Genomic DNA, 25897 nt, shown 5'->3' with positions numbered 1-25897 from the left:
AAAGACAGGCAGGAGGAATAAAACATGGCTACCGAAAAAATTTTAATGCCCCAGCTTGGGGAAAGTGTAACAGAAGGTACGATCAGTAAATGGCTTGTTAATGTTGGAGACACGGTTAAAAAATACGATCCGATCGCAGAAGTAATGACGGACAAAGTGAATGCGGAAGTTCCTTCATCTTTTAGCGGAACCATTAAAGAGCTTGTTGGAAACGAAGGAGAAACGTACGGCGTTGGTGAATTAATTTGTTACATTGAGACGGAAGAATCCGGAAAAGAAAAACAAGAAACAGCCAAAAAAGAAGAGGCCCTTAACGAAGAAAAAACTCAAACTGCTGTTTCTGCGCCTAAAGGGGATCAATCCGCAAAGAGCCGATACTCACCGGCCGTTTTACGATTGGCGAATGAGCATAACATTGATCTGTCTCAAGTAAGCGGTACGGGCTTAAATGGCCGAATTACCCGAAAAGACATTCAGAAGCTAATAGAGTCAGGTAGTGCGCCGGTTGTGCAAGAACAAGTTCCAAATGCAGGTGCAACCGAAAAACAAGAAACGGAAAAAACAAAAATAACAAGTGAAACGCCAGCACCTTCTATATCCAGCATGCCTGGAGATATCGAAATTCCGGTTTCCGGGGTAAGAAAAGCAATTGCTGCCAATATGGTTAAAAGCAAGCATGAAGCTCCACATGCATGGACGATGGTTGAAGTCGATGTAACGAACTTGGTGAACTACCGAAACAGTGTGAAAAATGATTTCAAAGCAAAAGAAGGCTACAATTTAACGTTCTTGCCATTCTTTATTAAAGCGGTTGTCGAATCATTAAAGGAATTTCCACAGCTTAATTCCATGTGGGCAGGAGATAAAATCATTCAGAAAAAAGACATCAATATTTCTATTGCAGTTGCGACAGACGATGCTCTTTACGTGCCTGTTATTAAACATGCTGATGAGAAAAGCATAAAAGGAATTGCCCGTGAAGTTAAAGAACTTGCGGATAAGGTGAGATCAAACCGCTTATTAGCGGATGATATGAAAGGCGGAACATTTACTGTAAATAATACAGGTTCATTCGGCTCAGTCATGTCTACACCGATTATCAATTACCCGCAAGCAGCTATTCTTTCCGTTGAATCGATTGTTAAACGTCCTGTTGTCATGAACAATGGAATGATCGCGGTAAGGGATATGGTCAATCTTTGTCTTTCCCTGGATCACCGCGTCCTCGACGGATTAGTTTGCGGACGTTTCCTGGCAAGGGTAAAAGAACGTCTCGAAAATATGACAGCAGAAAATACGTCCATCTATTAAAAGACGCCGAGCAGGCGTCTTTTCTTTATGGAGAGAAAGGGATAAAATAAAAGCAGAATGTTTTCAAAGGAGTGGAAGTATGGATTTCAACTTTAACCTTTTTATGAATGATGTCGTTGAAACCGCACGAAAAGAAATGATTGAAGCGGGGTATGAAGAACTAAAAACGCCGGAAGCCGTTGAAGAGGCATTAAGTAAAAAAGGAACGACACTTGTCATGGTTAACTCAGTCTGTGGCTGTGCAGGTGGGATCGCGCGGCCGGCTGCGGCATTTTCCGTTAAACAGGATGTAAGGCCCGATTACCTCGTAACCGTTTTTGCCGGACAGGATAAAGAGGCGACAGAAAAGGCGCGTTCCTATTTTACCGGTTATCCGCCTTCCTCACCTTCATTTGCTTTATTAAAAGACGGCGAAATTCAAACGATGGTTGAGCGGCACGAAATTGAAGGACATGATCCTATGGAAGTCGTAAATAAATTGCGTGCTGCTTTTGACCAATATTGCAAGTAGAAAGAAGAGGGGAATCCCTCTTCTTTCTGTGCAAAAAGGAGTGACGGGTCATGATTCAAACAAAGCGAATCTATGAAGAGTTCAGCGATAAAGACGGAAAAAGAGTGCTTGTTGACCGTATTTGGCCAAGAGGAGTATCTAAAGAGAATGCCCGTCTCGACGAATGGATAAAGACAGTTGCACCGAGTACGGAATTAAGAACATGGTTCGGTCACGACCCCGAAAAATTTGCCGTTTTTAAAAAGAAGTATGAAAAAGAACTTCAAGAAAAGAAGGAAGATGTACAGAAATTAAAAAAATGGGCAATGGAAGGGACGCTTACCCTTCTTTATGCTGCCAAAGATAAGACGCATAACCAGGCGGTCGTTTTAAAGGAATATTTAGAAAGATTGGAGGGAGGCAAAATTTAAATGACAAATTATGTGTTTCCCTTGAATAGTACAGGGTGTCATTTTTCGACATCCTGTTTTTTATTCGCGAAATTGTATAAACATACATTCAGAATTATATAAAAACGGGAATGTCAGTATTCTTGTGTTAAAATACAGTATAATGAATAAATATTTATGAATATTTATCTTGCCAGAATACAAATCCTAATTCATAATATTAGTAATTGTTCGACAAAAATAGGGGGATGACACATGTTCAAAAAGAAGCAGATCATTTTTGCACTTATTTTTTCATTTCTCCTTTCGGCCATGGGAAGCTTCGGTTTTCTCCATTCAAAAAACGGTTCAGTTGCCCATGCCGAAGGAAACAAAAAAACGCTTGTTATGGCTACATCAGCGGACTATCCGCCTTATGAGTTTATCGATACTGCTAAGGGGAATAAAGAAATCACTGGTTTTGACATCGATATCGCAAGAAAGATTACCGATAAATTAGGATATAAATTAGTCGTCAAAGATATGGATTTCAACGGCTTAATCCCTGCATTGAATGCGGGACGGGCTGATTTCGTCATGGCAGGCATGACCGCAAACGAAGAAAGGAAAAAAGTGGTTGATTTTTCCGATACGTATTATGCGGCAAAGCAACTAATAGTGACAAACAACCCTAAAATCAAAACGATTGATGACCTTAAAGGAAGAACGGTCGGTGTTCAATTGGGATCCATTCAGGAAGGGATCGCAAAGGATCTCTCGAAAAAAGTGAAAATTAAAAAGATTGAAAAGAGAAACAAAATACCTGACCTCGTGCAAGAAATGTTTTCTGGCCGATTTGATGCGGCAGTCATTGAAGACGGCCCGGCGATCGAGTTTTTAAACAAGTACAGTCAATTAAATGGATTTCCGATTCCCGGCGTAAAAGCGGAAGGCTCGGCGATTGCTTTTCCTAAAGGCAGTCCGCTTGTTGAAGCATTTAATAATGAATTAAAAGAAATGAAGGCAAACGGCGAAATCGAAAAACTTCGAAAAAAATGGTTTGAGCCAAGAAAAAAAGCGAAAAAATCACATGAAGGCATTATTAACTTCGGAGCGATTAAACTTTCTATCGGGTTTATATTCACTGGAATTATAACGACTTTAAAATTTGTCGTCGTTTCGATCGTTCTCGGATTTATATTAGGAACAATCCTTTCACTATTTAAGATTAGTAAAATTCGTATACTAAAATGGTTTGCGGATGCGTATACGTCGGTTTTCCGGGGAACCCCGCTTATTCTGCAACTTGTGCTTATTTATTTTGCCACACCGCAATTAACGGATTACAAAATCACTCCATTTGTAGCGGGAGTTCTGACGTTCGGGCTTAACTCCGCGGCATATGTATCAGAAATCATCCGTGCCGGCATCCAGGCGGTGGATAAAGGGCAAAGCGAAGCCGCGGTTGCACTGGGCGTTCCTTATAAATTAATGATGCGGCAAATCATTTTGCCGCAGGCGTTGAAAAATATTTTGCCGGCGTTAATGAACGAATTCATTACGTTAACGAAGGAATCTGCCATTATTTCCGTCATCGGTACGATGGATATTATGCGCCGAGCTCAAATTGTTAGTTCGAATACGTACCGCTATTTTGAACCGTTGATCATTGCAGCCATCATTTATTACGCTATGGTAATGATCTTAACCGTTTTAGGACGCATGCTTGAAAGGAGAATGAGACGCGGTGATTAAGATTAAAGATCTTCATAAAACATTCGGGAACAATGAAGTATTGAAAGGGATCGACACAGAAATTAAACAAGGGGAAGTTGTGGCTATCATCGGTCCGTCCGGTTCGGGAAAATCAACGTTTCTCCGCTGCATAAATTTGCTTGAAACTCCAACAAGCGGCCAGGTGTGGGTAAACGACAAAGAAATTACTAATCCGAAAACAAATGTTGCTCTAGTGCGGAAAAAAATCGGCATGGTGTTTCAGCACTTTCATTTGTTTCCACATATGACAGTGCTTGAGAATTTGACTTATGCACCGATGAAAGTAAACCAGCTGTCAAAAGAAGAAGCGGTAAAAATCGCCCGTGATCTGCTGCAAAAAGTAGGCCTTGCGGAAAAAGAAAATGAATATCCGAGCCGGCTATCCGGCGGCCAGAAACAACGTGTCGCCATCGCCCGTGCACTGGCAATGAACCCTGACATTATGTTGTTTGATGAACCGACTTCAGCACTTGACCCGGAAATGGTCAAGGAAGTGTTGGAAGTTATTAAGTCACTTGCGAAAAGCGGCATGACAATGGCGATTGTGACACACGAAATGGGATTTGCCAGAGAAGTGGCGGATCGCGTCTTATTCCTGGATGGAGGAAAACTGGTTGAAGATGCGCCACCGGCAGAATTTTTTGCAAGCCCGAAAACAGAACGTGCGAAATCATTTCTTGAAAAAGTATTATAAAAAGACCCTATTCGGGTCTTTTTATTTTATGGTTGAAAGGATAGAATGTAAGGGACATCATCGATAGAAGGAGTTCAACAATGCCTAAATTCAAAATCGGTTACAGAACGATTAAAACCGCGATCGGAGCGGGGGCGGCCATAGCTATTGCCCAATATTGGGGCTTGAATTTTTATAGTTCTGCGGGGATATTGGCTATCCTTTGCATAAAAGTGACGAAAAAACGGTCATTAATCAACGCATGGGAACGGTTTGCCGCCTGTATGATCGGCATGGTTTTTGCTTTCGTCTTTTTCTCATTACTCGGCTATAACCCCTTCAGCATTAGTTTACTTATCCTTCTCTTTATTCCAACCGTTGTCTTCCTAAAAGTGAAAGAAGGATTTGTTACAAGTTCGGTTATCATCTTGCATTTATATACACTTGAGAAGCTATCATGGACCATTTTTTTAAATGAACTTGCCCTGATTGTGATCGGGATTGGAATCGCCCTCATCGTGAATGTATACATGCCAAATATGGAAAAAGACTTGAAGCGATGCCAGCGTGAACTAGAAGACCAATTTAAAATCATTTTTATGGAATTTAAAAATTACTTACATAATGGCCAATCGACGTGGGATGGGAAAGAGATACTGATTGCAGACCGGCTCATCGAAGAAGGGAAAAACCTTGCTTTTCGGGACATTGAAAATCATTTCTTGCGTGATGAAAACGTCTATTATCATTATTTTAAGATGCGGGAAAAGCAATTCGAAATTATTGAGCGGATGCTACCGATTGTTTCATCCATAGATAAAAGCTATGTTCAAGGAAAAAAACTTGGAGATTTTTTCGGTAATTTAGGTGAAGCCGTCCATCCGGGAAATACAGCTGTTTTATTTCTTGAAGAATTGAATGAAATGAGAAGCGACTTTCGTCAAATGCCATTGCCTGTGGAAAGAGAGGAATTTGAAACAAGGGCAAAATTATTTTATTTGCTCAATGAAATCGAACGCTATTTGATCATCAAGCGGGAGTTTAAGCCCGGGAACAATTAAAATAAGCCGATGAAACCAATCGGCTTATTTTTATTTTGCACTAAAGAAATAAGCTGCTCCTGTTAACAATGTCGTAAAGACAAGGGAACCAATCATAATATATACTACCGTCTTCATTAATTTGCGTGACATACATAACCTCCAGCAATTTTCTATGTGTCTATAGTAGCATAACGGCCGATAAATTTAAAAAAACAGGCAGGAAAAAACGCTTTCAAGAACGAAAGTAGTAATGATACGATTTGTCGAAATTTCGATTTTGGGGGGCTGCCTGCATGAGTGAACAGCAAGAACGTTTGAATCAGTGGAAAACAAAAACGGAGAAAACGATTGAACGGTTTCCCGAACGAAAAAAAGAGTTTTATACAAGCTCGAATATACCGGTTGACCGTCTCTATTTACCGGATATTCATGAATATGATGTAGATGAATTAGGTTTTCCAGGTGAGTACCCCTTTACGAGAGGGATTCAGCCGACCATGTACCGTGCAAGATATTGGACGATGCGCCAGTATGCGGGTTTTGGTTCAGCGGAAGAAACGAACAAACGGTTTTTGTATTTACTAGAACAAGGACAAACAGGCTTATCTGTTGCATTTGATTTACCAACTCAAATTGGCTATGACTCTGATCATGCAATGGCAAAGGGAGAGGTCGGGAAAGTCGGTGTAGCGATTGATTCATTGGAAGATATGGAAGCGCTTTTACGGGATATCCCGCTTGATAAAGTCAGCACATCGATGACGATTAACGCTCCGGCATCCGTTTTGCTGGCAATGTATATTGTCGTCGCGGAAAAGCAGGGAGTCCCTCCAGAGAAGTTAGCAGGAACGATTCAAAATGATATTTTAAAAGAATATATTGCGAGGGGGACGTATATTTTTCCGCCCAAACCGTCCATGCGCCTCATTACCGATATTTTTGCATATTGTAAAGACCATGTGCCAAAGTGGAACACGATCAGCATTTCAGGCTATCACATTCGCGAGGCAGGTGCTAATGCAGTGCAAGAATTGGCGTTTACGATCGCAAACGGGAAAGCGTATGTGGATGCTGCTATAGGTGCCGGTCTTGATATCGATGATTTTGCGCCAAGGCTCGCCTTCTTCTTTAACGCCCACAATCAATTTTTTGAAGAAGTGGCAAAGTTCAGGGCAGCAAGGAGAATATGGGCAAAATTGATGAAAGAAACGTATGGTGCCAAAAATCCTAAAAGCTGGCAACTGCGTTTTCATACGCAGACGGGCGGATCTACCTTAACGGCCCAACAGCCGGATAATAACATCGTTCGTGTGACGATTCAGGCGCTTGCTGCAGTTCTTGGCGGCACGCAAAGCTTGCATACGAACTCAAGAGATGAAGCGCTCGCATTGCCGACGGAGGAATCGGCAAGAATTGCCCTCCGTACACAACAAATCATTGCCCATGAAAGCGGTGTGGCCGATACAGTGGATCCACTCGGAGGCTCCTACTATGTTGAACATTTAACCAATGAAATGGAAAAAGAAGTCCTCCGCTACATGGCTAAAATTGATGAATTAGGCGGCGCGGTATCAGCTGTTGAACAAGGGTACATGCAGCGCGAAATCCATCATACCGCTTACGAAACGCAAAAGGCGATTGAAAAAGGGGAAGAAATTATAGTCGGGATGAATTCGTTTACGATTAATAACGAAAAGCAGCCGGAGCTGTTAAGAGTGGACCCATCACTTGGCGAAAAACAAAAAGCGAGATTAGCCGAACTTCGATTGAGACGCAATTCAAACCGAGCGAGCGCTCGCTTGGAAGCATTGCGAAAAGGAGCACAAGGAACGGATAATTTAATGCCACTCATTATCGATTGTGTCCGAGATTATTGCACGATTGGCGAAATTTGCGGCGTTTTGAGAGAAGAATTTGGCGAATTCACAGGTATTTAGCCACTGTTTAGTATAACGAGATGAAAAGACAGGAGTGGGGAAAGATGAAAAAGAAAATACGTGTGCTCATCGCAAAACCGGGCCTTGACGGACATGACCGCGGTGCTCTCGTTATTTCACAGGCGTTACGAGATTACGGGATGGAAGTCATTTATACAGGCCTTCGGCAAACTCCGGAACAGATCGTCGCATCGGCGATTCAGGAAGATGTTGATGCAATCGGGCTCTCCTGCCTTTCAGGAGCCCATAATGAATTGTTTCCAGAAATTATTGATTTGTTGAAGGCAAGGGGTGCAGATGACATTATCGTGATCGGTGGCGGGGTGATTCCTTGGGAAGATATTCCGTTTCTTGAGTCAAAAGGGATTAGAAAAATATTTACCCCGGGTACGCCAACCATTGAAACCGCGAAGTTTATCGAAAAAGCGGTTTATGAAAGAGATGGGATCGCTGGCTCTCACGGAATGGAACCAGCTGAAAAAATCGATCATATCGGCATTGCGGTTTCCTCGCTTGAAGAAGTTCTGCCATTTTATGTGAACACGCTTGGATTAAAGCTTGAAGGCATTGAAGAAGTTTCATCACAGAAAGTAAAGGTTGCCTTTTTAAACATCGGGCAAACACGTCTCGAGCTCCTTGAGCCGATGGATGGGGAAAGCGCCGTCGCTAAATTTATAGCAAAGCGCGGCCAGGGGGTGCATCATGTTGCCCTCGGGGTGAAGGAAATCGAAAAAAGGATCGAAGAATTAATAGAACATGGCGTTCAACTCATTAATGAATCGCCTGTTAAAGGAGCGGGAGGAGCAAATGTAGCATTCCTTCATCCAGCTTCCACACATAAAGTATTGTTTGAACTTTGTGAGAAGCCAAAAGGAGACGAGAAGTAATGGATATTTATAATAAAATTAGCGAACTTTATGATAAAAAAAGAGAAATAGAGCTTGGAGGCGGAGATGCGCGAATCGATAAGCAGCATGAACGAGGAAAGCTGACTGCCCGTGAGCGCATCGATTTATTGCTTGATGAAGGGACTTTTGTCGAATTAAATCCGTTTATTGAACACCGATGCACGGATTTTGGGTTGAAAGATATGAAGGCCCCTGGAGAAGGGGTTGTCACAGGATATGGAAAAATTCACGGGCGTCCTGTTTATTTATTTGCCCAGGATTTTACCGTGTTCGGTGGCGCCCTCGGTGAAATGCATGCACAAAAAATCGCCAATGTGATGGATCTGGCGGCGAAAAACGGAACGCCGTTTATTGGACTGAATGACTCGGGTGGCGCGCGAATTCAGGAAGGTGTCGTTTCCCTTGACGGATATGGCCATATTTTTTACAGAAATTCGATCTACTCCGGAGTTATTCCGCAAATATCCGTCATTATGGGGCCGTGCGCCGGAGGAGCTGTCTATTCGCCAGCTATCACCGATTTTGTTTTCATGGTGAAGGAGACGAGCCAAATGTTCATTACCGGACCGAAAGTCATTGAAACGGTAACAGGTGAAAAAATTACTTCCGAAGATTTAGGCGGTGCTAAAGTACATAGCACGAAAAGCGGAAATGCTCATTTTATGGCGGACAATGAAGAAGAAGTATTGGAAGAAGTACGCCGTCTCCTTTCTTATTTACCGCAAAACAATAAGGAAAAGCCCGTAAGCAAAGCTTGCGGTAGGGAAAATGACTATTGTCCGGATCTTGCAGATAGCGTGCCGTTTGATTCAACGAAGCCGTACGATGTGCGAAACGTTGTAGAACAAGTGGTGGATCCTCATTCGTTTATGGAAGTTCACGCTCAATTTGCGAGAAATATCGTCGTCGGCTTTGCAAGAATAAAAGGTGAAGTGGTAGGATTAGTATGTAACCAACCAAAAGTGATGGCAGGCGGCCTGGATATCGATTCTTCGGATAAGGCCTCTCGTTTTATTCGTTTTTGTGATTCGTTTAATATCCCGCTCATTACGTTTGAAGATGTAACCGGCTTTTTCCCGGGAATCAAGCAAGAGCATGGCGGCATTATCAGGCACGGCGCCAAAATTCTATACTCCTATTCGGAGGCGACCGTTCCGAAAATTACAGTAATTTTAAGAAAAGCGTTTGGCGGGGCGTATGTTGCGCTAAATAGTAAATCAATTGGAGCCGATCTTGTTTATGCATGGCCGAATGCAGAAATCGCAGTAATGGGGCCGCAGGGTGCCGCCAATATTATTTTCGCGAAGGAAATCGAGCAGAGCGGCAATCCAGAGGAAACACGTGCGGCAAAAATTGAAGAATACCGAACAAAATTTGCCAATCCATATGTGGCCGCTTCAATGGGCATGGTCGATGACGTGATCGATCCGAGGGAAACGAGAATCAAATTAATACAGGCTCTTGAAATGCTTAAGACAAAACAGGAGGACAGGCCGTGGAAAAAACACGGGAACATTCCGCTGTAAAATAGCCTGACCATCTTTAAAACAATAGGAGGACTGGCAGCATGATCAACGAAAAACGTTTAGTGGATGAGTTTCTTGAACTCGTTCAAATTGATTCAGAAACGAGAAATGAAAAGGAAATTTCTAAAGTATTGATTCAAAAATTTACTGAGCTTGGCGTCGAAGTGTACGAAGATGATGCGGAATCGAAAACGGAACACGGCGCCGGCAACCTTATTTGTACATTAAAAGGCAATAAAGAAGGGGTTGATCCGATTTATTTTACTTCCCATATGGACACGGTCGTACCCGGCAAAGGCGTAAAGCCATCCATTAAAGATGGAGTGATCGTGACAGATGGAACGACGATTCTTGGAGCGGATGATAAAGCAGGGCTTGCTGCTATTTTCGAAGCGATAAAACAATTAAAAGAACAAAACATAAAACACGGCGACATTCAATTTATAATTACGGTTGGGGAAGAATCCGGTTTAGTCGGGGCGAAAGTACTAGATTCGACGCGAATTACGGCTAAATACGGTTTTGCCCTTGACAGTGACGGAAAAGTTGGAGATATTATCGTCGCTGCTCCAACTCAGGCAAAATTAAAAGTGAACATTTATGGGAAAACGGCTCATGCCGGAGTCGCACCTGAAAAAGGCATTTCAGCGATTACACTTGCTGCAAAAGCAATTGCTAAAATGCCGCTCGGCCGAATAGATGAAGAAACGACGGCAAATATCGGCCGTTTTGAAGGCGGAACACAAACAAATATCGTATGTGACCATGTGTTTATTCTCGCCGAAGCCCGCTCGCTTATTCCGGAAAAAATGGAAGCGCAGGTTGCAAAAATGAAAGAGGCGTTTGAAACGGTAGCGAAAGAAATGGGCGGAAGAGCCGAAGTTGAAGTCGAAATTATGTATCCGGGATTTAAATTTGGCGATGGGGATCATGTCGTTGAAGTTGCGAAAAAAGCGGCTGCAAGAATTGGAAGACCTCACCGTCTACTGCACAGTGGTGGAGGAAGCGATGCCAATGTGATCGCCGGATTTAATATTCCAACAGTCAATCTCGCTGTCGGGTATGAGGAAATTCATACGACAAATGAAAAGATGCCAATCGAGGAATTGGTAAAAACAGCGGAGATGGTTGTAGCAGTCATACAAGAAACAGCAGGTGAATAATACAAATGGGCCTTTCTGGTACGGAAGGCCCATTTTTAATTAGGAATTTGACAATTGTTTACATAGTCTATAGAATATTTTTATAATAGAACTGTTTGGAAGATTATGATAAAGAGTAGAGAGATGAGAATCAGGAGGGTTAGGGGAATGTCAATGAACGAACTAGCGAACATGCATATGATGCTGAATTATATGAGGGGAACGTATAAGGTTTTAGAAGAAGAATTGCAAACAGCGGCAAAGGCTCTTGGCCTGACGCAGGCGGAACAACACATATTATGGATCGTTTCTTTCGAGAAAGATGTGACCATTTCAAGAATCGCTAAAATTGGTCTCTGGGATGTATCCACTGTCATGCAAGTTATTAAGCGATTAAAAGATAAACAGCTCGTTCAAGTCGTGAAAAAAAGCGATGATCGCCGGATTTCTTATGTAATGTTAACGGAAGAAGGAAAGAAAAAGCGAAAAGAATCCGAACAGCTCGATTTGAAAATTTATCGTTTTTTCAAAAAATGGCTCGAAGATGAGACGAAGAAAGAATTCATCGCTGAATTAATTGAGCTGCATAGAGAAATTAACCAGCATTTTCACGGCCGGGAATATGTAAAGTGGATAGAAAGCACAACGAAAAACATAGCGGAATAAGAAGCATACATACATAACTAGTGGCCCGATAGGGGTGGATGAGATGCGAAAAAGTTCATTTTGTCCATTCCTTTTTTATTTATTAGTAATAGGGAGCGGCGGCTATTGCCCTTGCTCCCTTTTTATTGGGAATGTAGAAAAGTAACTAATTGACTACTAAACGGATGGCTGATATTCTAATAATGAAAAAGAATGTATGTTCGTTTGCGTGCGTTATCAATCATTGCAGAGACTAAAAGGTGGTGAAGAGATGGGCGAGCAAAATCAAAAAAGAAGAATCATATTGCACGTAGATATGAATTGTTTCTATGCTTCTGTTGAATGCGCATTCGATCCGTCTCTTCAAGGAAAGCCGCTCGCAATTGCCGGTGATGTGGAAGACCGGCGGGGCATTGTCGTCACTTGCAGCTATGAAGCGCGCGAGTTTGGGATCAAACCGCCCATGCCGCTCTGGGAAGCGAAACGATTATGCCGGCATCTGCTTGTGAAAAAACCAGATTTCCAAAAGTATAAAGCGATGTCTGCACGAATGTTTCAATTGCTGAGAGAATATACCGATCTCGTAGAACCAGTCTCAATCGACGAAGGCTATATGGAATTAACCTATGTAAAAGCTGATCCGCTTTTCATTGCCTATGATATTCAAAGGCGATTGAAAGATGAACTTGGCCTTCCTTCAAGCATCGGGGTTGCTCCGAATAAGTTTCTTGCGAAAATGGCATCCGATATGAAAAAGCCGATGGGCATTACCATTCTCAGAAAGAGGGATATCCCAAAAATTCTCTGGCCGTTAGAAGTCGGGGAAATGCATGGGATTGGAAAAAAGACGGAACATAAACTAAACGAATACGACATTTTTACGATAGGCGACCTTGCGAAAGAAGATTCTTATGCGATGAAGCAGCGGTTTGGCGTCAATGGTGTCAAAATGTGGGAGAGAGCGAACGGGATCGATGAAAGAAAGGTGGATCCTGACAGTGCTAATGATTATCAATCGATCGGCCATTCCACGACGTTAAAAGAAGATACGGTGAGCCAGACGATGCTAAGCGCTGTATTTTCAAGATTGGCGGAGTCGGTTGAGAGGAGATTAAGGCAAAAACAGGTGGTGTCTTCTGCCATTCAAATTGTCATTCGTTACGCGAATCGTCATACAATCACTCGCAGTAAAAAACTAGAAAACCCCATTCAAGAAAAAGAAAAAATCTATGAAAACGCGTGGCAGCTTTTTAAGAAACATTGGAACGGTGAACCCATTCGATTGCTCGGCGTAACAGCCCTTGATTTAGTGGAACGAGACTCGGCTTATATCCAGCTTGATCTTTTCCATTACCATGAGGAAAAAAGAAGAGAAGATCTAACGAAAGCATTGGATGCGATCCGAAAAAAGTATGGAGATAAAGCGATTCAAAAAGGAAACAATAAAGAGTGTAAGGAATAAGGCCCGTCACCTTTTCATACAATCATCCTAAAGCAATTGATAGGTTGGTGATTTGAATTGAATCGATTCGCCCGCTATTTTAAATCGGCGCTTATCGTTATTTTCTTATTGTTGTTTCTGTTTTTAGCGTTCCAATACAACAAACAGTTGGTGCGATCGTTTGACCGAACCGTTATCCATTTTATTACCGGTTTTGAGACGAAGAACGTGACTTCTTTTTTTATTGTTCTTACAACGATCGCCACAAAATACTATGAATATTTATTTTTAGCCCTGTTTGCCGTCATTTTTCTCCTGTTTTTACGAAGAATGCTGGAACCGGTTATGCTCGCTGTCACGTTGATTGGCGTCAGATACGGAAATCATTTGTTAAAAGATTGGTTCGGCCGCGAGCGGCCTGCTTCTCATCCATTAATTGAGGCGGGAGGGTACAGCTTTCCAAGCGGCCACGCGATGATTTCGATCGCTTTTTTTGGCATGGCGGCATATTTGATTATTTCGGTTATAAAGGAACGAGTGATCGTTAAACGGTGGATTGCCATAGTTACTGCTTTATTTATTTTGCTTGTCGGCATTAGCAGGATTTATTTAGGAGTGCATTATCCAAGTGACATATTGGCGGGATTTGCCGTTGGAGGAATCTGGCTTTTAGCTTGTATCGGTATATACGACTTTTTTGCCAAAAAACGAATAAAAGTACTTCTTTAAGGTGGAGACAAATGGAAATACAATTTTTAGGAACTGGAGCTGGAATGCCTTCAAAACAGCGAAATGTAACGGCCGTTGCGTTGACATTTTTACAGAGTGCGAACGTCTGGCTGTTTGACTGTGGCGAGGCGACGCAGCACCAGATTTTACATACATCGATTAGACCGAGGAAAATAGAAAAAATTTTTATTACCCATATGCATGGAGACCATATATTCGGATTGCCCGGCTTGGTTGGAAGCCGTTCATTTCAGAGCGGAGACAGCCCGCTCGTCATTTACGGACCTGAAGGAATACGGCAGTTTGTTGAAACGAGCCTGAAAGTGAGCGAGACACACCTCACATATCCGTTTGAAGTGGTAGAAATAGAGGAGGGCCTCATTTTTGAAGACAGCGAGTACAGGGTATTCAGTAAAAAGCTGGATCACGTCATCGATAGTTTCGGCTATCGAATTGAGGAAAAAGAGCGCCCGGGTAAGCTGAAGGCCGGCTTATTAAAAGCAAAAGGGATTCCTCCGGGGCCGATTTATAAGAAATTAAAAGACGGGGAAGACATCAAGTTGCAAGACGGTTTGGTCCTTTACAGCCGCGAGTTCCTTACGCCTCCGCTTCCCGGAAGGGTTGTGGCCATTTTAGGAGATACCCGTTATTGTGAAAATGCGATTGCCCTTGCTAAAAATGCGGATGTTCTCGTTCATGAAGCGACATTTTCAGCCGACCTCAGCGAGCATGCGCAATTGTTCGGACATGCAACGACAAAGCAGGCAGCTGAAATCGCTGTAAGGGCAGGCGCAAAACAATTAATATTGACTCATATTAGTTCAAGATATCAAAAAGAAGAAATAGACCGTCTGCTAGAGGAAGCGAAAACCATTTTTGAAAACACAACGATAGCAGAAGATTTTAGCGTTTATGCGCTAAAAAAGAAAAACACTCTCTAGTTAAGAGGGTGTTTTTTTCGCGTTTTATAGATAAGACACTGGCTTTAAAATTTCTTAATGGTTTTCAAACACAAGAGAAATTAATTGAAAATTTTGATAAGTAGTGATATAGTGATTCCAGGAAAAATCCATAAGTTATGCTTATTTTATACATAGGGAAAGGGATGGAACAGATGAAAACATTCTCTCAACTGGCTGAAGAACTCGTTTTGCCCGTTATCGCTGCCCCGATGTTTCTCGTATCCAGTCCGGAAATGGTAATTGAAGGATGCAAGTCTGGAATCATTGGTTCGTTTCCGCTATTAAACGCACGGACATCTGCGATTTTAGAAGATTGGATGAAGCAAATTACAGAGGAATTAAATCAAGCGCGATTCGAAAATCCTAAGAGGCGGATTGCACCGTGGGCTGTCAATTTTATTGTACACCGGACGAATAAACGATTTGAGGAAGACCTGGAGCTGATCGAGAAGTATGAACCTCCAATCGTTATTACATCTCTTGGTGACCCAAAGGCAGTTGTTGATATCGTCCATCAATATGGCGGGCTCGTTTTTTCAGACGTGAGCAACCTTGTCCATGCACGAAAAGCGGCGAATACCGGTGTTGATGGATTGATCCTCGTTTGTAACGGGGCCGGGGGGCATGCAGGGATGATTAATCCGTTTGCCTTCTTAGGAGCAGTAAAGGAATTTTGGAATGGAATGACGATTCTTGCCGGGTGTATTTCAAGCGGCCGGGATATTCTTGCGGCCCGGACGCTCGGTGCAGATTTCGCTTATATGGGTACACGCTTTATCGCTTCAACTGAAAGTTTTGCGAGTAGCGATTATCGTGATATGATCATTGGCTCCACGTTAGAAGATTTAATTTATACGAATGCGTTCAGTGGAGTGAACGCAAATTACCTTATCCCAAGCATTAAAAGAGCGGGAGTATCCCTGGATCAACTTCAGAAAAAGGCGGCCGTTGATTTTTCGAAAATGTCAGATGCAAAAGCATGGAAAGACATCTGGTCGGCGGGGCAGGGGGTCAGCACCATTAAAAAGATCGCTCCGATTGCTGAAATTGTTCGCAAGTTAAAGGAAGAATATGAAGAAGCATTGAACGGCATAGTGGAAAAGCATGCAAAAAGTTTCTAGATATCTTAAAAAAGGAAGGACGACCATGTGATCGTTCTTCCTTTTTTCTTACCATCCCCGTTCATATTGTTTCGGAGGCGTTAAGTTCACGCCGAGTTCTTTTGCCGCCGTTCTTGGCCAATACGGATCCCTGAGCAATTCCCGGGCAAGAAAGATAAGGTCCGCCCGTTCATTTTTTAATATTTCTTCAGCCTGAATCCCGCTAGTGATCAGACCAACTGCTCCTGTTAGCACATTCGCTTCTTTTCTTATAAGTTCCGCATAGGGGACTTGATAGCCGGGATATACGTCAATTTTCGCACGTACGACCGCCCCGGAGCTGCAGTCCACCAGGTCTACTCCTTGCTCTTTCATCCATGAAGCCATTATGGCATAATCTGCAGGTCCATATCCTTCTTCATGATAATCATTTGCCGAAATGCGGACAAACAACGGACCGCTCCAGACTTCTTTCACCGCTTCAATGATTTCCTTTAAAAACCTGTAGCGTTTTTCCATACTTCCACCATATTCATCCTTTCGGTGGTTCGAAAGCGGTGAAAGGAATTCATTGATTAAATAACCGTGGGCGCCATGCAGTTCGATAATGTCAAAACCGGCTTCTTTTGCCCGCCTTGCGCCTTCTTTAAAGGCCTGGACCGTATCTTGAATTTGCTTAATCGTCATTTCTTCAGGTCGTTTCATATTTTCGCTGAAACTGATCGCTGAAGGTGCAATAATCGGCCCGTCTAGCTCAGCCTTTCTTCCGGCGTGGGCAAGTTGAATCCCGATTTTCGCCCCCTGCTCGTGAACCATCTCAACAAGCTGTTGAAGACCGCTTCTATGTTCATCGCTCCAGATGCCAAGATCCCGGGGAGATATTCTTCCCTGTGGGGTAACGGCTGTTGCTTCTACAATAATCAGCCCGACTTGCCCGACCGCTCTTGACGTATAATGAGTCAGATGCCAATTGTTTACCATTCCGTCTTCTTTTTCACATGAATACATGCACATTGGGGACATAACAATCCTATTTTTAAGTGTGACGTCTTTTATCGTTAGTGGGCTAAATAGTTTACTCGACATGATGAATCACTCCTTTTATGTACGGATTACATCTTTTATAACATAGTTTGCTTGGATTTTGTTTTCATATGCTCAAAGAAAATGAGCGATCCGTTTTGAATCGCTCATTTTCCGGTTAATTTATTGTAGACCATATGCAAGAAGCTTTTAGGCGGAGGGATGAATCCGTTTAATAATGAAAGGGCTAAATCAGGTTTATCGGTAATAATGGCATCTACCTTCCAGTCGAGAAAATACATGAGCCATTTTTTGTTGTTGACGGTATAGGGGCGTACATTGATCTGGTTAAAATGAAAGCCTTCAAGAATATAAGGAGGCAAACTTCTGAATTTTGGGTGGACGCTTCTTGCCCCAAGACTTTTCGCATAATGCCACGGTTCGTAAATTCCGGAAGAGTAAAGCGGTGCGATGTCAATCATGTCATCAATTTCCCTCATTCTTACCAGACTATAATGGTTAAACGAAGAGATGATTGTTCGCTCCTTCATCCCATAAGCGCAAACAAGATCATATACTTTTTTCTCTAACCCTTCATAAGCGAATCGGTTATTTTTTAATTCAATATTTAAAAGTAAAGGTTTCGTGTAAATCCAATGCAGGAGCTCTTCAAGGGTTGGTATCGTCTCATTTCGAAAGACATTTGAAAACCAGCTCCCGGCATCCAGCGCCTTAATTTCATTGATTGTTAAATTTTTTATATAGCCTTTTCCGTTCGTCGTACGATTAACACTTTCATCATGAATGATGACAGGGATGCCATCTTTTGATAATTGGACATCGGTTTCAATCCCATGAACACCAATTTCATAAGCTCTTTGGAACGATATCATTGTGTTTTCCGGGCATTCTTTACTGGCTCCCCGGTGTCCGAAAATTTTTGTCATATGAAGCACCCCTTTCTATTCTCTATTTCCACCTTATGATATCTAGCGGCAAATCGTTAGCTCTTCATTTCCCTTTTGCCTTAAAAATAAATAAAAAGAAGCTGAAACAATTCAGCTTCTTTTTAATCATGCTTCGGGAATGAAAGTTTTTTGCTCTACGCTCAAATCGTTCTTTACAATCCATTTAAGAAATTCTTTTTCTTTTTTTGTCAACTGTCGGTTCGTAAACTGCTCAAATTCCTTAAACAATTCATTATAACGTCTGGATTCTTCTTGTGTGCGCATAAGATTCCTCCCGAAAGACGTATTTTTATTTTAACTATAGGACGGGATGGAATGATTGTCAATTTCTTCTTTTGTCTTTTATTTATAGAATTCATCGTTTATTGTCAAATACATTTCCATACACTACAAATAATCGATTTTAAATGAAAGGATACAAAAGATATGAAAAAAATCATCATTATTTTCCTTTTTTCATTAGTGAGTTTATCCCCGGTTCATGCTTTTTCCATCCCTGTCCTGGAGCGGGCAGAAGTTTCTTATAGTAAATGGGGAAGAACAGCCGTCTTAGAAACAAAAAAACGTTACTCCGATTTTGACGTAGTGGATTATTTATATATGGGCAAAGAAAAGAAAGGACACGGAACGTTTCAGGAAACATTTAAATTATGGCTGAAAAAAGGAAACCGGGAAATGGGCGTCATCGTCCGAATCATTGTTGACGAAAGAACGGACCAAATGCGTTCGATTTCGTTTCAAAAAACCGAAAGATAACGATGACTATTCCGCATTTAATTTGCCTAATTCCATTGACCGTTCCGCTGCCCGTTTAATACATGCCTGAAAGGCTTCACGGACGTTAAAGGCGTCAAGGGTTTGGATCCCCGCTTCTGTCGTGCCGCCGGGACTCGTTACTTTACGGCGAAGCGTTTGACAGTTGTCTTTACTCATTCTCAGCATATGTGCTGCACCAAGCAATGTTTGGGCGATTAAATCTTTTGCGGCCGCTTCATTCATATTTAAATCCTTTGCGGCGTCTTCCATTGCTTCGACAATGTAATAAATATACGCAGGACCGCTCCCGGAAAGACCGGTAACTGCATGCAACTCTTCTTCCTCTGTAACCGTTGTAATTCCGATACAGTCGAAGATGGAAGTGACGATGTCAATATGTTTTTCCGTTGCGTATTTTCCTGCGGCAATCCCGGTTGCCGAAAACCCGATGGCAGCAGAAGTATTAGGCATTGCCCGGACGACAGGAACATGGGCATCAAGCAAATTTGTTATTCTTTCAGTCGAAATACCGGCAAGCACAGAAATAAACAATTGATTTTCATGAATGTAAGGCTTTATGGCCTGAATGCCGTCTACTACATCTTTCGGTTTCATCGCAAGGACAACAATGTCCGCTTCCTTTACGACCTCTTCTTTATTGGTGGAAGTGGTTACGCGGTACTTATTTTTTAATTCAGTAAGCCTTTCTATATTGTTACGATTTGTAATGAAGATTTCATCTGGATGATACATGTTCCGCTTGAGTAAACCGCTGATCATCGCTTCGGCCATTGAGCCTGCACCTATAAAAGCAACTTTTTGCTTCTGCATCATGTCATTACCTCCTGAATAAAAACACATAAACTTAAAACAAAAAGTCTCCCTTATCCTATAAAAAGGACGGAGGGAGACTGATCCGCGGTACCACCTTCATTGGCATTAAATAATGCCCGCTTTATTGCCTGTAACGTAGGTCGACGATCGGGTTCTATCCCCGATAGCTCCAGGGCAGGTTCAATCATTTCGTATCGATGGAATCTTTCAGCCGGTGAATTCCACTCTCTTTCGATCGAAGGTTGATTTACTAGTCCCTTTCAACACCATTCATATGTTAAAGTTTGATTTTTTAAAAAATATTATGCACGGTAATGAGGGGAAATGTCAAGAGAAAAATGCATTTTCATTTGATTGGCATCCTTTCCTTGCTATACTGAAAACAGAAAGAAAGATCAGGTGAAGGAGAAGAAAATGAACACATTATCCGATAAAATTACAAAAATTGAATTGCCGACACCGTTTAAAGTAGGAAAGGTAAATGCGTACATAGTAAAAGGGGAAAAGCTGACGTTGATTGATTGTGGACCGAAAACGGAAGAGGCCCACCGCGTGCTTGTTGATCACCTGCACGCCCATGGTATATCCATACATGATATTGAGCAGATTGTTTTAACCCATTATCATCCTGATCATGTTGGCGGTCTTGGCTATTTTGATATTGCTTCTCTACAAGTCATCTCCTCAGAAAAAAGTATTCCTTACCTTGAACAAAACGAGGAATTTTATAGTGAACGAAAAATGTTTTATGAGTCCATTTATAAAAAAATGGGAGTTTCACCACATCTTATTCCGGCTGAACTGGAAAAAACAAATGAATATTTATCGTACTCGGCGAAAATTAAACCGGACATTGTTTTAAAAGACGGAGATGAAGTCCCGGGTCTTTCCGGGTGGACAGTGATTGAAACGCCCGGGCATTCTCCTGACCATATTTCCCTTTTTCATAAAGAGAGCGGCGTGATGGTCGGCGGGGATTTTTTAATTGCCCATATTTCTTCCAATGCTTTAATTGAGCCGCCATTACAGGCAAATCTTCCGCGTCCTAAACCGCTACTTGAATACCGTACTTCGTTTAAAAAAGTGGCAGAGCTTGGCGTCTCGATCGTTTATTCCGGTCACGGGAAGGAAATTACTGCGGTCGGGCAACTCATCGAGGAACGGCTGGAAGCGCAAGATGAGCGGGCGAATCGGTTGTATGAATTAATAGTTGGCGAGCATACGGCATTTGAACTATGTCAGAAGCTTTTTTCACACATTTACTTATGGGAATTGGATTTAACCATGTCAGAGACGATCGGCCATCTCGATTTATTAGAAGAATGGGGAGCAATTGCGAAAAAAGACAAAAACGGGATTACTCACTATACGAGAACCAAACATGGGGTGAATACATGAACAACTGGCAAGGAAAAGTGATTGTCATTACAGGCGCGTCAGGTGGACTCGGGGCGAGGATCGCGCTTGACGCAGCTGAACGCGGGGCTACACCGGTTTTAATGGCCCGTCGGATGGATCAACTTGAAAACATTCAATCTGAAATTAAAAACAAATTTCAGATTGATGCGTGGATCTATTCACTTGATGTCGGAAATCTCGTTCAAGTAAAGAACGTTTTCGAGCAGCTTTTCACACAGGTTTCCCATGTCGATGTCCTGATTAACAATGCGGGATTTGGTATTTTTGAAGAGTTTATTCAAGCTGATATAAACGATATTGTAACTATGTTTCAAACGAATGTCATCGGCTTAATGGCCTGTACAAAAGCGGTCTTGCCGCATATGATGATCCGGGATAAAGGGCATATCATCAACATCGCCTCCCAGGCCGGGAAGATTGCTACGCCTAAATCAAGCGGTTACACAGCAACAAAGCATGCGGTTCTTGGATTTTCAAACAGCCTCAGGATGGAGCTTTCCAAAACGAATATTCATGTGACAACTGTAAATCCCGGCCCAATTGAAACAAATTTCTTTTCTATCGCGGATAAATCGGGCAATTATGTAGAAAGTGTGAAACGGTGGCTCCTTTCCCCGGAGCTCGTTTCGAAAAAGGTGATCACTTCGATTGATAAACCCGTCCGTGAAATCAACTTACCTTTTTTAATGAATATTGGCAGTAAAATTTACCAGATGATGCCAGGATTTATTGAAAAAGTCGCGGCTAGTGCTTTTAATAAAAAGTAACAATAATATGATTATGTTAACAAATGAGTAGAAACCGGAGTGAAATTCTTTCGCTCCGGTTTCTAAATCTTTTTGAATGAATTTTAAACATGCCCATACAATGAACTAAAGAGACTGTGCCAATCCTTTAGGAAAGGAAGCAAAGTGATGAAGAGAGGACAAAAAGTTTCCTTATCCGATCATGTCATTCGACGCCTGCTCGCCCATCATTACGGTTTAACGGTTCATTCAATCCATCGAGTGCTTGATATTCCCAAAGTCGTAACGGATAGGGGGACGTTTGGCTTTAAAAATGCAGTAGAGCTGCCCGATCTTTCGTTTATCCATCATTCGATCAAGCAAATAAAAAATCATTATCCGTATATACCGGGTATTGTTCCACTTTTATCTGGTGATGTACTTCTTTCCTTTGAAGATGAAATCTATTATTTAGAGGAGTGGATGGATGCAGAAGATGTTCTTTTTGCCGATGATTATTTAGGAGAGGAAATAGGGGCTGCGATTGCCCGCTTTCACGCGGCCGCCAAAGGGCTTGTCCCTGATAAAAAAAGTTTTCGTTTTGAATGGGGGAATCGAAGAAAGAAGCTGCGAAAAGTTTATAAAAAAATTCAAGACTGGAAAAAGAATCATTATGATCTTCCGGAGTTTTTGTATGAGCGAAATATTCTCGATTTTCTGGAAGCGCTTTGCTCTCTTGCTTATCAATATATTGAAAATGTATCGTACTCAACATTATGGGAGGATAACCCGGACTGTGCGGTGTTATGCCATGGGAGCCTGCACCAACGAAATATTTTAATCGACGGAAAGCGCAATATTTATTTTATAGATATTGAATCTTTATCTTACGCGGAGCGTGTATATGACCTTGCTTCTTTCATCCATTATTTCGCCCCATATAAGGGGTGGAATCCTCTATTTATTTACCGTTTTATTAGAGGGTATCAACAAAATCTTACAAGACCGTTATCACTTGATGAATGGAGATGTTTCTTTTCATATTTAGCCTTTCCGCGGAGACTCTATAGCTGGATGCATCGTCATTTCGATAAGTCGTATGAGATGGAGCCTGAAGAAACGTACTTTAAATTGCTCGGAATCATTATTCATGATCAGCCGAAAGATATGTTTTTAAAGCAATTTCATCCGGTCACGTTACCAGCGACCATTGAGCTGGCAAAAGAATTATCTAAAGGCTGAAATAGAAAGTTTCATTTTTTAAAACGGGAGGGAGGTATTTGTTTTTGTTTCGCTTTAGAGGGCATATGGTTCGCGTATTTCACATTGAAATTTTGCTTTTCGTCTTATTTTTTGCACTTGGATTTTATACAATTAATAATCCGCATAATGTTATCGATGATCGCCTCTTTCATTTCGTATCTTCTTTTCAACATGAAAAGGTAACGAAAATCATGCTGTTTTTAGAGCATTTAGGCAATAAAGACTATATTGTTGCGATGCTTGCTGTTATTGGTGTTTTTCTCATTCCGTTGAAAAGGGCGGTCGAATATTCGTTTTTAGTTTTTTCGGTTGGGGGAGCTTTCGTATTAAATTTTCTCCTGAAACACTTTTTTCATCGTCCTCGTCCGAGCTGGCATATCATTGTGAAAGATGGATTTAGTTTTCCGAGCCGTCATTGTATGGTCTCGGTGGCGCTGTATGGCTTTTTCTGCTTTCTGCTTTGGACAATCTTGCGCCATCAATGGTTTTCTTATAAATCTTTAATCATTTTCGTTACCTTTTTAATCCTGGCTATCGGGTTTAGCATGGTGTATCTAGGTGCACATTACCCCACCGATGTGATTGGAGGTTTAATGATTTCCTGTCTTTGGCTTTCCATTTGCATCCGTTTATATTTTTGGCTAACCATGAGAAATTAGGGATTTACCGTGTGCAAAAATAGAGTGAAGAACATATACTGGATAGACAACCAAATCTTTGAGGTGACTTGAATGTATCCTATGGGGAACTATAACCACTACCATCAAAATTCGCATACGATGGAAACTTCGCTCGACTATTACTATCAAAACTATATGTATCATGCGAAAATGTGCGAGTATTATTATAAAAAGATGTTTGGCGATGATAAAGGTTCTTCAACTTACGCATTGCCGCCAAATATTGAAGTGAAAGAAAAATGGAAGAAAAAAACGACGTACGAAAAAACGTATACGCCGATTTTCTACACTCAAAAAGAAGCCTGATCATCTCAACCATATAAGGTTGATGATCAGGCTGTTTTCGATTTACCGGAATTGACAATCGCCGATTCAAATCAAATGCTTATTTTTTTCGAGCTTCGGCTTCTATTTGTGAGTCTTTAGAAGGCTCCGGCATACGCCAGTATGTGAATAAGCTTATAGCAATACAAAGAGCGACATAATAGTAGAAAAGCGATTCATAGCCGATGTTTTTTAACCCTAATGCGATAAATTCCGCCGTTCCCCCGAAGATGGCGACGGTAAGGGAATAAGGAAATCCAACACCGAGGGCACGGATTTCTGTCGGGAAAAGCTCGGCTTTTACGATGGCATTAATTGACGTGTAACCGGTAATGATGACGAGGGCAACCATCATAAGCAAGAAGGCAATAACTGGACTTGTCGCGTGCCGCATAAATAAAAATATCGGTACGGTCAGTAACGTTCCGAAAATACCGAAGCTCATCAATAGCGGACGCCTTCCAATTTTATCGGATAACGCTCCGGCAAGCGGCTGAAGCACGATGAAGATCAATAAAGCAATAAAATTGATCATGCTCACGATTTCCTTATTAAGTCCCACTGAATTAACCATGTACTTTTGCAAATACGTCGTATACGTATAGAAAGCGACATTTCCACCGAGGGAAAGCCCCATAACGGTCAATACAGCTTTCGGGTACTTCATTAGCGTTCGAAGAGTTCCGGCTTCTTCTCTTTTCTTTTCGCCCATTTTCTCAAACTGTTCTGACTCGTCCATCGTCCGGCGCATCCACAGGACGATTAACGCCCCGATGGCCCCGATCACAAAAGGAATGCGCCAGCCCCATGATACCATAGCGGATTCGTCAAGAATTTGCTGAAGGATAATTTGAACGCCTAATGCGACCAGCTGTCCGGCAACTAGTGTAACGTACTGAAAACTTGAGTAGAATCCGCGCCGGCCGCTTGATGCCATCTCTGACAAGTATGTAGCAGACGTTCCATATTCTCCGCCGAGCGACAACCCCTGGAATAGACGTGCGATGACGAGAATGATCGGTGACAACACGCCAATTGTTCCATAACCTGGTGTGCAGGCAATGACGAGCGAACCGATGGCCATAATCGTTACCGAAAGCGTCAAGGCGGCCCTGCGGCCAAACCGGTCGGCGTAGCGGCCCATTAATAGGCTTCCGATCGGGCGCATGAGAAAGCCGATGGCAAAGACTCCCGCGGTATTAAGGAGCTGAAGGGTCTGATTTCCTGCCGGGAAGAACTCTGCCGAAAAATAGATGGCAAAAGCGGAATAAACGTACCAGTCGTACCATTCGATGAGATTTCCGACCGAACCCTTGAAAATATTCGCCGTAATGCGCCGTGATGCTTTCCGATCTGTAGATTGGCTCATTATCATTTCCTCCTCTAATTAGTACTATTCGTATGATTGCTGTAGTGATTTACTAGTAAATAGAAATCCTTTTTCAATTATAGCATTTATCGCTCAACTTTAACTATTCTGCCGATTTTAATCATTATTTTAAAAAAGAAGATTCGCCAAAATGGCCCGGACTTTTCTTCCGGACCATTTAAAAAATTGCTTTTAATATTATTAGATACATAGAAGAGCTATGTTAATATGGGGCTAGTTTGTCAAAAATTCATAGACGATGTCTTCTATGATCATATGAATTTCTTCCTCTTTTCTCGGTAATTCATCCTGAATTTTCTCCACAAGATTGCGATAATCTTTGTCGCTTAAAGGAATTTCCTCAAATTCGCCGAAATATTGAAGTAACGATTTTTTGATCATTTTTTCCAATAGTTTATCGTCCATCGGGCACATCCTTTCTACTTTGACTGTAGTGGATCACG

General features: G+C 41.9%; 28 protein-coding genes and 1 other annotated feature. Of the genes, 21 read left to right on the top strand and 7 right to left on the bottom strand.

All coding sequences use genetic code 11. The features are described from left to right. Nucleotides 1-24: 24 nt before the first annotated feature. From WD019_RS06015 to WD019_RS05990, 6 genes are all read left to right on the top strand, one after another. On the top strand, nt 25-1311 hold the full coding sequence (locus tag WD019_RS06015) for a dihydrolipoamide acetyltransferase family protein (protein WP_026676840.1): 1287 nt from the start codon (nt 25-27) through the stop codon (nt 1309-1311). A 79-nt stretch (nt 1312-1390) separates the two neighbouring features. Next, nucleotides 1391-1822, top strand: a complete 432-nt coding sequence (locus tag WD019_RS06010; RefSeq protein WP_026676841.1) for a BrxA/BrxB family bacilliredoxin — start codon at nt 1391-1393, stop codon at nt 1820-1822. Between the two features lie 50 nt (nt 1823-1872). After that, complete coding sequence (locus WD019_RS06005; RefSeq protein WP_026676842.1) at nt 1873-2232, top strand: DUF488 domain-containing protein; 360 nt, start codon at nt 1873-1875, stop codon at nt 2230-2232. Between the two features lie 234 nt (nt 2233-2466). Next, on the top strand, nt 2467-3945 hold the full coding sequence (locus WD019_RS06000) for an ABC transporter substrate-binding protein/permease (RefSeq protein ID WP_425710925.1): 1479 nt from the start codon (nt 2467-2469) through the stop codon (nt 3943-3945). Beyond that, entirely contained in the window at nt 3938-4660 is a 723-nt protein-coding gene (locus tag WD019_RS05995; protein WP_026676844.1) for an amino acid ABC transporter ATP-binding protein, read from the top strand. The genes WD019_RS06000 and WD019_RS05995 overlap by 8 nt, the downstream gene beginning before the upstream one ends. A gap of 80 nt (nt 4661-4740) precedes the next feature. Next, on the top strand, nt 4741-5700 hold the full coding sequence (locus WD019_RS05990; protein WP_026676845.1) for an aromatic acid exporter family protein: 960 nt from the start codon (nt 4741-4743) through the stop codon (nt 5698-5700). Nucleotides 5701-5730: 30 nt separating this feature from the next. Here WD019_RS05990 and prli42 read toward each other — a convergent pair whose 3' ends face one another. Then, the gene (gene prli42 / locus WD019_RS05985) at nt 5731-5832 is read right to left on the bottom strand and encodes a stressosome-associated protein Prli42 (RefSeq protein ID WP_154657913.1); all 102 of its coding nucleotides are present in this window, start codon (nt 5830-5832) and stop codon (nt 5731-5733) included. A gap of 143 nt (nt 5833-5975) precedes the next feature. Between prli42 and WD019_RS05980 the strand changes: the two genes are divergently transcribed. From WD019_RS05980 to WD019_RS05940, 9 genes are all read left to right on the top strand, one after another. Continuing rightward, nucleotides 5976-7619 carry an acyl-CoA mutase large subunit family protein gene (locus WD019_RS05980; protein ID WP_026676846.1) on the top strand — a complete coding sequence of 548 codons (1644 nt, stop codon included), beginning with the start codon at nt 5976-5978 and terminating at the stop codon, nt 7617-7619. A 44-nt stretch (nt 7620-7663) separates the two neighbouring features. Beyond that, nucleotides 7664-8506: a methylmalonyl-CoA epimerase gene (gene mce / locus WD019_RS05975; protein ID WP_026676847.1), complete on the top strand. Its 843-nt coding sequence runs from the start codon at nt 7664-7666 to the stop codon at nt 8504-8506. Next, on the top strand, nt 8506-10053 hold the full coding sequence (locus WD019_RS05970; protein ID WP_425710924.1) for an acyl-CoA carboxylase subunit beta: 1548 nt from the start codon (nt 8506-8508) through the stop codon (nt 10051-10053). Before mce ends, WD019_RS05970 begins: the two co-directional genes overlap by 1 nt. Before the next feature lie 41 nt (nt 10054-10094). Beyond that, nucleotides 10095-11216 carry a tripeptidase T gene (locus WD019_RS05965; protein ID WP_425710923.1) on the top strand — a complete coding sequence of 374 codons (1122 nt, stop codon included), beginning with the start codon at nt 10095-10097 and terminating at the stop codon, nt 11214-11216. A 147-nt stretch (nt 11217-11363) separates the two neighbouring features. Further along, on the top strand, nt 11364-11861 hold the full coding sequence (locus WD019_RS05960) for a MarR family winged helix-turn-helix transcriptional regulator (protein ID WP_051291334.1): 498 nt from the start codon (nt 11364-11366) through the stop codon (nt 11859-11861). Between the two features lie 250 nt (nt 11862-12111). After that, entirely contained in the window at nt 12112-13302 is a 1191-nt protein-coding gene (locus WD019_RS05955) for a DNA polymerase IV (RefSeq protein WP_425710922.1), read from the top strand. Between the two features lie 57 nt (nt 13303-13359). After that, complete coding sequence (locus tag WD019_RS05950; protein ID WP_026676850.1) at nt 13360-14010, top strand: phosphatase PAP2 family protein; 651 nt, start codon at nt 13360-13362, stop codon at nt 14008-14010. Between the two features lie 11 nt (nt 14011-14021). Beyond that, on the top strand, nt 14022-14951 hold the full coding sequence (rnz, locus tag WD019_RS05945) for a ribonuclease Z (RefSeq protein WP_425710921.1): 930 nt from the start codon (nt 14022-14024) through the stop codon (nt 14949-14951). A gap of 173 nt (nt 14952-15124) precedes the next feature. Continuing rightward, entirely contained in the window at nt 15125-16093 is a 969-nt protein-coding gene (locus tag WD019_RS05940) for an NAD(P)H-dependent flavin oxidoreductase (RefSeq protein ID WP_035350331.1), read from the top strand. A 48-nt stretch (nt 16094-16141) separates the two neighbouring features. Here the strand turns inward: WD019_RS05940 and namA are convergent, their stop codons facing one another. The 3 genes from namA to WD019_RS05925 form a co-directional block, all read right to left on the bottom strand. After that, on the bottom strand, nt 16142-17158 hold the full coding sequence (namA, locus tag WD019_RS05935; RefSeq protein ID WP_425710920.1) for an NADPH dehydrogenase NamA: 1017 nt from the start codon (nt 17156-17158) through the stop codon (nt 16142-16144). Nucleotides 17159-17262: 104 nt separating this feature from the next. Further along, complete coding sequence (locus WD019_RS05930) at nt 17263-18042, bottom strand: glycerophosphodiester phosphodiesterase (protein WP_081412591.1); 780 nt, start codon at nt 18040-18042, stop codon at nt 17263-17265. Nucleotides 18043-18168: 126 nt separating this feature from the next. Beyond that, nucleotides 18169-18327, bottom strand: coding sequence for a hypothetical protein (locus WD019_RS05925; RefSeq protein ID WP_425710919.1), 159 nt, complete (start codon nt 18325-18327; stop codon nt 18169-18171). 162 nt (nt 18328-18489) lie between these two features. On the opposite strand from WD019_RS05925, the gene WD019_RS05920 reads away from it, so the two are divergent. Then, the gene (locus tag WD019_RS05920; protein ID WP_026676854.1) at nt 18490-18819 is read left to right on the top strand and encodes a DUF3889 domain-containing protein; all 330 of its coding nucleotides are present in this window, start codon (nt 18490-18492) and stop codon (nt 18817-18819) included. Nucleotides 18820-18825: 6 nt separating this feature from the next. On the opposite strand, the gene proC is transcribed toward WD019_RS05920, so the two are convergent. Further along, nucleotides 18826-19653: a pyrroline-5-carboxylate reductase gene (proC, locus tag WD019_RS05915; RefSeq protein WP_026676855.1), complete on the bottom strand. Its 828-nt coding sequence runs from the start codon at nt 19651-19653 to the stop codon at nt 18826-18828. A gap of 59 nt (nt 19654-19712) precedes the next feature. Then, nucleotides 19713-19926: a binding site (T-box leader), on the bottom strand. A 141-nt stretch (nt 19927-20067) separates the two neighbouring features. Between proC and WD019_RS05910 the strand changes: the two genes are divergently transcribed. The 5 genes from WD019_RS05910 (at nt 20068) to WD019_RS05890 (ending at nt 24046) form a co-directional block, all read left to right on the top strand. After that, the gene (locus WD019_RS05910) at nt 20068-21051 is read left to right on the top strand and encodes an MBL fold metallo-hydrolase (protein WP_425710918.1); all 984 of its coding nucleotides are present in this window, start codon (nt 20068-20070) and stop codon (nt 21049-21051) included. Next, nucleotides 21048-21839 carry an SDR family NAD(P)-dependent oxidoreductase gene (locus tag WD019_RS05905; protein ID WP_425710917.1) on the top strand — a complete coding sequence of 264 codons (792 nt, stop codon included), beginning with the start codon at nt 21048-21050 and terminating at the stop codon, nt 21837-21839. Before WD019_RS05910 ends, WD019_RS05905 begins: the two co-directional genes overlap by 4 nt. Before the next feature lie 147 nt (nt 21840-21986). Further along, a complete protein-coding gene (locus WD019_RS05900) occupies nt 21987-23039 on the top strand; it encodes a phosphotransferase (RefSeq protein ID WP_425710916.1) in 1053 nt (350 codons plus the stop codon). Nucleotides 23040-23083: 44 nt separating this feature from the next. Further along, on the top strand, nt 23084-23719 hold the full coding sequence (locus tag WD019_RS05895; RefSeq protein ID WP_154657915.1) for a phosphatase PAP2 family protein: 636 nt from the start codon (nt 23084-23086) through the stop codon (nt 23717-23719). A gap of 72 nt (nt 23720-23791) precedes the next feature. Further along, nucleotides 23792-24046, top strand: coding sequence for a hypothetical protein (locus tag WD019_RS05890; protein ID WP_026676858.1), 255 nt, complete (start codon nt 23792-23794; stop codon nt 24044-24046). Nucleotides 24047-24125: 79 nt separating this feature from the next. Here WD019_RS05890 and WD019_RS05885 read toward each other — a convergent pair whose 3' ends face one another. Both WD019_RS05885 and WD019_RS05880 read right to left on the bottom strand, forming a co-directional pair. Then, nucleotides 24126-25433: an MFS transporter gene (locus WD019_RS05885; protein WP_026676859.1), complete on the bottom strand. Its 1308-nt coding sequence runs from the start codon at nt 25431-25433 to the stop codon at nt 24126-24128. A gap of 234 nt (nt 25434-25667) precedes the next feature. Then, nucleotides 25668-25859: a YqzH family protein gene (locus WD019_RS05880; RefSeq protein ID WP_026676860.1), complete on the bottom strand. Its 192-nt coding sequence runs from the start codon at nt 25857-25859 to the stop codon at nt 25668-25670. Nucleotides 25860-25897: the final 38 nt, after the last annotated feature.

The organism is Fictibacillus sp. Mic-4 (assembly GCF_049843615.1).
GTDB classification, from domain to species: domain Bacteria; phylum Bacillota; class Bacilli; order Bacillales; family Fictibacillaceae; genus Fictibacillus_A; species Fictibacillus_A gelatini.
The sequence above is the reverse complement of the archived record's forward strand: the minus strand, read 5'-3'. Positions and strand labels throughout refer to the sequence as shown.